This window comes from Mycobacterium gordonae, assembly GCF_001417955.2.
Classification (GTDB): domain Bacteria; phylum Actinomycetota; class Actinomycetes; order Mycobacteriales; family Mycobacteriaceae; genus Mycobacterium; species Mycobacterium gordonae_B.
On record NZ_LKTM01000075.1, the window covers coordinates 1 to 6,948 of the forward strand.

5 protein-coding genes and 1 tRNA gene are annotated in these 6,948 nt (G+C 67.2%); 5 read left to right on the plus strand and 1 reads right to left on the minus strand.

What is annotated here, in order from left to right; genetic code table 11:
* Positions 1-219 precede the first annotated feature (219 nt).
* A tRNA-Arg gene (locus AO501_RS09075) sits at positions 220-295 on the minus strand.
* A gap of 115 nt (positions 296-410) precedes the next feature.
* On the opposite strand from AO501_RS09075, the gene argS reads away from it, so the two are divergent.
* The 5 genes from argS (at position 411) to thrB (ending at position 6,847) form a co-directional block, all read left to right on the plus strand.
* Positions 411-2,063, plus strand: coding sequence for an arginine--tRNA ligase (gene argS / locus AO501_RS09080; RefSeq protein WP_055577408.1), 1,653 nt, complete (start codon positions 411-413; stop codon positions 2,061-2,063).
* A gap of 80 nt (positions 2,064-2,143) precedes the next feature.
* Positions 2,144-3,478: a diaminopimelate decarboxylase gene (lysA, locus tag AO501_RS09085; RefSeq protein ID WP_231752415.1), complete on the plus strand. Its 1,335-nt coding sequence runs from the start codon at positions 2,144-2,146 to the stop codon at positions 3,476-3,478.
* 2 nt (positions 3,479-3,480) lie between these two features.
* Positions 3,481-4,809, plus strand: coding sequence for a homoserine dehydrogenase (locus tag AO501_RS09090; RefSeq protein WP_055577412.1), 1,329 nt, complete (start codon positions 3,481-3,483; stop codon positions 4,807-4,809).
* Positions 4,806-5,888 (plus strand): threonine synthase, encoded by a 1,083-nt coding sequence (gene thrC / locus AO501_RS09095; protein WP_055577410.1) that lies wholly within the window; start codon positions 4,806-4,808, stop codon positions 5,886-5,888. The genes AO501_RS09090 and thrC overlap by 4 nt, the downstream gene beginning before the upstream one ends.
* On the plus strand, positions 5,888-6,847 hold the full coding sequence (thrB, locus tag AO501_RS09100) for a homoserine kinase (RefSeq protein ID WP_055577411.1): 960 nt from the start codon (positions 5,888-5,890) through the stop codon (positions 6,845-6,847). Before thrC ends, thrB begins: the two co-directional genes overlap by 1 nt.
* Positions 6,848-6,948 lie beyond the last annotated feature (101 nt).

The window sequence follows — 6,948 nt, forward strand, 5'->3', positions numbered from 1 at the left end:
GATCAACCCACCAGCCCAGGAGGCCGACACGACCGCCGCTTAACACCCGATGGACTCATCCGCCTTGACAAGTTCCGAACTCGGGTGGGGTCCAGCGTCTGTTGACTGGCGGCGGAGTGGTCACCCAAGCCAGCCTGCCATCGTGGCTGGCAGACCTAGGCCCGGCAGCAGGGCTGAGTTGCACGATACTTGCACGGAAACCCATTTGTGCTGCTCAAGTGGTGCCCCCGGCAGGATTCGAACCTGCGGCCTTCTGCTCCGGAGGCAGACGCTCTATCCCCTGAGCTACGGGGGCGCACTAACGGAACGCTGCGCCATTGGGCTCCGCCAGACTAGCGCATCCCGGTGACCGCCCGAGCACCGGTAATGGATTCGGGGCGCGGGCACCCCAGCCAATAGGATGGACGCTCGTGACCCCCGCCGACCTCGCTGAGCTGCTCAAAACCACCGCCACCGCGGTGCTTGCCGAGCACGGCCTCGACGTGTCCGCGTTGCCCGAGACGGTCACCGTGGAGCGTCCGCGCAACCCCGAACACGGCGATTACGCGTCCAACCTGGCCCTGCAACTGGCCAAGAAGGTCGGCGCCAACCCCCGTGAGCTGGCCGGATGGCTGGCCGAGGCGCTGACGAAGGCCGACGGCATCGCCTCCGCCGAGGTGGCCGGCCCCGGCTTCATCAACCTGCGCCTGGAGGCATCGGCGCAGGCCAAGATCGTGACGGAAGTCATCGACGCCGGCGAGAACTTCGGTCACTCCGACAGGCTGAAAGCCCAGAAGGTCAACCTGGAATTCGTCTCGGCCAACCCCACCGGACCGATCCACATCGGCGGCACCCGCTGGGCCGCCGTCGGTGACGCGCTGGGCCGGCTGCTCACCACCCAGGGCGCCAAGGTGGTCCGCGAGTATTACTTCAACGACCACGGCGCGCAGATCGACCGGTTCGCCAACTCCCTGGTCGCCGCGGCCAGAAACGAACCCGCCCCCGAGGACGGCTACGCGGGCGCGTACATCAACGAGATCGCCGCCCAGGTCCTGCAGAAGGCGCCAGAAGCCTTGAGCCTGCCCGACGCCGAGATGCACGAGACGTTCCGCCAGATCGGCGTCGACCTGATGTTCGCCCACATCAAGGAGTCGCTGCACGAGTTCGGCACCGACTTCGACGTCTACACCCACGAAGACTCGATGCACACCAGCGGCCGGGTGGACGAGGCCATCAGCAAGCTGCGTGACACCGGCAACATTTACGAAAAGGACGGCGCAACCTGGTTGCGCACCAGCGCTTTCGGTGACGACAAAGACCGCGTGGTGATCAAGAGCGACGGCATCCCCGCCTACATCGCCGGCGATCTGGCCTACTACCTGGACAAGCGCCAACGCGGCTTCGACCTGTGCATCTACATGCTCGGCGCCGACCACCACGGTTACATCGCCCGCCTCAAGGCCGCCGCGGCCGCCTTCGGTGAGGACCCGGCCACCGTCGAGGTCCTGATCGGCCAGATGGTCAACCTGGTGCGCGACGGCCAACCGGTCAAGATGAGCAAGCGGGCCGGCACCGTCATCACCCTCGACGACCTGGTCGAGGCCATCGGAGTCGACGCCGCGCGGTACAGCCTGATCCGGTCCTCGGTGGACACCCCGATCGACATCGATCTGGCGTTGTGGTCCTCGGCGTCCAACGAAAACCCGGTCTACTACGTGCAATACGCGCACGCCCGGCTGTCGGCTCTGGCCCGGAACGCCGCCGAACTCGGCCTGATACCTGACACAGAACACCTGGAACTGCTCAGCCACGACAAAGAGGGCACGCTGCTGCGCACCATCGGCGAGTTCCCGCGGGTTCTGAAAACCGCAGCGGCCCTGCGGGAACCGCACCGCATCTGCCGCTACCTGGAAGACCTGGCCGGCGACTATCACCGCTTCTACGACGCCTGCCGGATCCTGCCGCAGGGCGACGAAGAACCCACCGACCTGAACACTGCGCGGCTGGCGCTGTGCCAGGCCACCCGCCAGGTCGTCGCCAACGGATTGGCCATCCTCGGAGTGAGTGCCCCGGAGAGAATGTGAACGTCCACCCCGCCGGACCCCGGCACGCCGAGGAAACCCGGCCCGTCAGCAGCCCGCCACGCCCGCAGTCACCCGAGGAGTTGTTGCGGCTGGCACCGAACGTGTGGCCGCGCAACACCATTCGTGACGACGACGGGATCGTCGAAATCGCCGGCGTCAAACTGACCGACCTCGCCGGCGAATACGGCACCCCGCTGTTCGTCATCGACGAAGGCGATTTCCGCTCCCGCTGCCACGAGACGGCCGCGGCGTTCGGCGGTGGGGCCAATGTGCACTATGCCGCGAAAGCGTTCCTGTGCACCGAAATCGCCCGGTGGATCGAGCAGGAAGGCCTCTCGCTCGACGTCTGCTCGGGTGGTGAGCTGGCCGTCGCGCTGAACGCGGACTTCCCGCCGCAACGAATCACGTTGCACGGCAACAACAAATCCGTGGCCGAACTGACCGCGGCGGTGAAAGCCGGTGTCGGCCACGTCGTCCTGGACTCGATGATCGAGATCGAACGGCTCGATGCGATCGCCGGTGAGGCCGGGATCGTCCAGGATGTGCTCGTCCGTCTCACTGTCGGCGTGGAGGCGCACACCCACGAGTTCATCTCCACCGCACACGAAGACCAGAAGTTCGGACTGTCGGTGGCCAGCGGAGCGGCCATGGCGGCGGTGCGGAAAGTGTTCGCCGCCGACCACCTGCGGTTGGTCGGACTGCACAGCCACATCGGTTCGCAGATCTTCGATGTCGCCGGCTTCGAAATCGCCGCGCACCGGGTCATCGGGTTGTTGCGCGACATCGTCGCCGAATTCGGCGTCGACAAGACCGCGCAGGTATCGACGGTGGATCTGGGCGGCGGCCTGGGCATCTCGTATCTGGCGCCGGACGATCCACCGCCGATCGCCGAGCTGGCGGACAAGCTGAGCGCCATCGTGAGCAACGAGTCGGCAGCCGTCGGGCTCCCCACACCAAGACTGGTCGTCGAACCCGGGCGTGCCATCGCCGGCCCGGGCACCATCACGCTCTACGAAGTGGGCACCGTCAAAGACGTCGACGTGAGCTCGAACGCCAACCGGCGCTACGTCAGCGTCGACGGCGGCATGAGCGACAACATCCGTACCGCGTTGTACGACGCCCAGTACGACGTGCGGTTGGTGTCGCGGCTCAGCGATGCGCCCGCGACCGCGGCCCGTCTGGTCGGAAAGCATTGCGAAACCGGCGACATCCTGGTGCGCGACGCATGGGTCCCCGACGACGTGGGGCCCGGTGACCTGGTCGCCACCGCCGCGACCGGCGCCTACTGCTATTCCCTGTCGAGTCGTTACAACATGATCTGCCGTCCCGCGGTGGTCGCGGTGCGAGCGGGGGAGTCCCGCTTGATCCTGCGCCGCGAGACGGTCGACGATCTGCTGAGTCTGGAAGTGAGGTGACCGTGCCCGATAAAGACAAGCAAGCCATCGGCGTAGCGGTGCTCGGGTTGGGTGTGGTCGGCAGCGAAGTCGTGCGCATCATCAACGAGAGCGCCGACGACCTGGCGGGCCGCATCGGCGCCCCGCTGGTGCTGCGCGGCGTCGGGGTGCGACGCCTCGGGGGCGACCGCGGCGTGCCACTCGAACTGCTCACCGACGACATCGACGAACTGGTCTGCCGCGACGACGTCGACATCGTGGTGGAGGTGATGGGCCCGGTCGAACCGGCCCGCAAGGCCATCCTGGCCGCACTGGCCCACGGCAAGTCGGTCGTGACGGCGAACAAAGCGTTGATGTCGATCGCGAGCGGCGAACTGGCCGCCGCCGCCGAAAAAGAAGCAGTCGACCTGTATTTCGAAGCCGCGGTCGCCGGGGCGATCCCCGTCATCCGCCCGCTGACCCAGTCGCTGGCCGGCGACACCGTCCTGCGGGTGGCCGGCATCGTCAACGGCACCACCAACTACATCCTCTCCGAGATGGGCAGCACCGGAGCCGATTACCAACAGGCGCTGGCCGACGCAAGCGCCCTCGGCTATGCCGAAGCCGACCCCACCGCCGACGTCGAGGGATACGACGCCGCGGCCAAGGCGGCGATCCTGGCGTCCATCGCCTTTCACACCCGGGTCACCGCCGACGACGTCTACCGCGAGGGCATCACCAAGATCACCCCGGACGACTTCGAGTCCGCCAAATCCCTGGGCTGCACCATCAAATTACTGTCCATCTGCGAGCGCATCACCACCGACGAAGGGCAGCAACGGGTTTCGGCTCGCGTGTATCCGGCGCTGGTGCCCCTGACGCATCCGCTCGCATCGGTCAACGGCGCTTTCAACGCGGTGGTCGTCGAGGCCGAGGCGGCCGGGCGGTTGATGTTCTACGGCCAGGGCGCCGGCGGGGCGCCTACCGCCTCGGCCGTCACCGGTGACCTGGTGATGGCCGCGCGCAACCGGGTGCTCGGCAGCCGGGGTCCGCGCGAGTCCCGTTACGCCCGGCTTCCGGTGGCGCCCATGGGATTCATCGAAACGCGCTACTACGTCAGCATGAACGTCGCCGACAAACCCGGCGTGTTGTCCGCCGTGGCAGCCGAATTCGGCAAGCGCGAGGTGAGCATCGCCGAGGTGCGTCAGGAAGGCGTGGTCGACGAGGGCGGTCAGCGGGTGGGTGCCCGCATCGTGGTGGTCACCCACCGCGCGACCGACGCCGCGCTGTCGGAAACCGTTGACGCGCTGGCGGACCTGGACGTTGTGCAGAGCGTGCAAAGCGTGCTGCGGCTGGAAGGAACTGACGAATGAGCGCCCCACATACGGCGGTCCACCAACCGTGGCCGGGCCTGATCGCGGCCTACCGGGACCGGTTGCCGGTGGGCGAGGACTGGACCCCGGTCACCCTGTTCGAAGGCGGCACCCCGCTGATCCCGGCGCCCCGGTTGTCCGAGAAGACCGGTTGCACAGTCCATCTCAAGGTCGAGGGCCTCAACCCCACCGGGTCATTCAAGGACCGGGGTATGACGATGGCTGTCACCGACGCTCTGGCCCGCGGCCAGAAAGCGGTGTTGTGCGCGTCGACCGGCAACACTTCGGCATCTGCCGCGGCATACGCCGCTCGCGCCGGCATCACCTGCGCGGTGCTGATTCCCACGGGCAAGATCGCGATGGGCAAGCTGGCGCAGGCCGTCATGCACGGCGCCAAGATCATTCAGATCGACGGGAACTTCGACGACTGCCTGGAACTGGCCCGCAAGATGACCAACGACTTCCCGACGATCTCACTGGTCAACTCGGTGAACCCGGTGCGCATCGAGGGGCAGAAGACGGCCGCGTTCGAGATCGTCGACGCGCTGGGGACGGCGCCGGATATCCACGCGCTCCCCGTCGGCAATGCGGGCAACATCACCGCGTACTGGCGCGGCTACACCGAATACCACCGCGACGGCGTCATCGACAAGCTGCCCCGGATGCTGGGCACCCAGGCGGCCGGTGCGGCCCCGCTGGTGCACGGTGAACCGGTCGCGAACCCGGAGACCATCGCCACCGCGATCCGCATCGGCGCACCAGCGTCGTGGACGTCGGCGGTCGAGGCGCAGCAGCAGTCCAACGGACGCTTCCTGGCAGCCACCGACGAGGAGATCCTGGCGGCCTACCACCTGGTGGCCAGCACCGAGGGTGTCTTCGTCGAACCGGCGTCTGCCGCGAGCATCGCCGGCCTGCTCAAGTCCGTCGAGGACGGCTGGGTGGAACGCGGCTCGACTGTGGTCTGCACCGTCACCGGCAACGGTCTCAAGGACCCCGACACCGCCCTGCGGGACATGCCGCACGTGTCTCCGCTGCCGGTCGACCCCGTCCTCGTCGTTGAGCAGCTGGGGTTGGGCTAGTGGAATCTGGTTCGGCGGGTGCGGTTCTGCCTGCGGGGCTGACGGCCAGCGCCACTGTGTCGGCGTCCAGTGCCAACCTGGGCCCGGGTTTCGACAGCCTCGGGCTGGCTTTGAGCCTGTGCGACGAGATCGTGGTCGAGACAACGGATTCCGGCTTGATCGTGATGGTCGAAGGCGAAGGCGCCGGCCAGGTGCCGCTGGGGGCCGAGCACCTCGTGGTGCGGGCCATCCAGCGCGGCCTGCAGGCCGCCGGGGTCTGTGCCGGCGGCCTGGTGGTGCGGTGCCGCAACGACATTCCGCACTCCCGCGGGCTCGGGTCCTCCGCGGCGGCCGTGGTGAGCGGCCTCGCGGTGGTCAATGGCCTTGTCGCGCAGACGGATTCGGCTCCGCTCAGCGAAGCTCAGCTGATCCAGCTGGCATCTGAATTCGAAGGACATCCCGACAACGCGTCGGCCGCTGTGCTCGGCGGCGCCGTGGTCTCCTGGGCTGACCACCGCAGCGGCCGGCCGGACTACTCCGCGGTTCCGCTGCGTCTGCATCCCGACATCCACTTGTTCGCTGCCATCCCCGAGGAACGCTCGTCCACGGCCGAGACCCGGGTGCTGCTGCCCGCGCAGGTCAGCCACGAGGACGCGCGGTTCAACATCAGCCGGGTGGCGTTGCTGGTGGTCGCGCTGACCCAGCGGCCCGATCTGCTGATGGCCGCCACCGAAGACGTGCTCCATCAACCCCAACGTGCACGGGCGATGCCGTCCTCCGCGGAATATTTGCGGCTGCTGCGGCGTCATAGTGTTGCGGCAACGCTTTCCGGGGCTGGTCCTTCGCTGATCGCGCTGAGCACCGAACCGGAGTTGCCTACTGAAGCGGTGGAGCACGGAACCGCGAATGGATTCATGATCAAGAAGATGACGGTCGGCGACGGAGTTCGCTGGAAGCCCGGCGTAACCGTCCCAGGTTGATCCACAGCGTGGCGGGCGGGTTTGCCGTGATGCCTCATGTAAATATGCCCGCGAAAATTGATCCATGCCTCACATAAAAATGCCCGCGAAACGGGCTGGGT

Bases quoted from the DNA above. Each gene is read 5' to 3' on its own strand.
- thrC (WP_055577410.1), top strand. From the start codon at position 4,806: ATGAGCGCCCCACATACGGCGGTCCACCAACCGTGGCCGGGCCTGATC.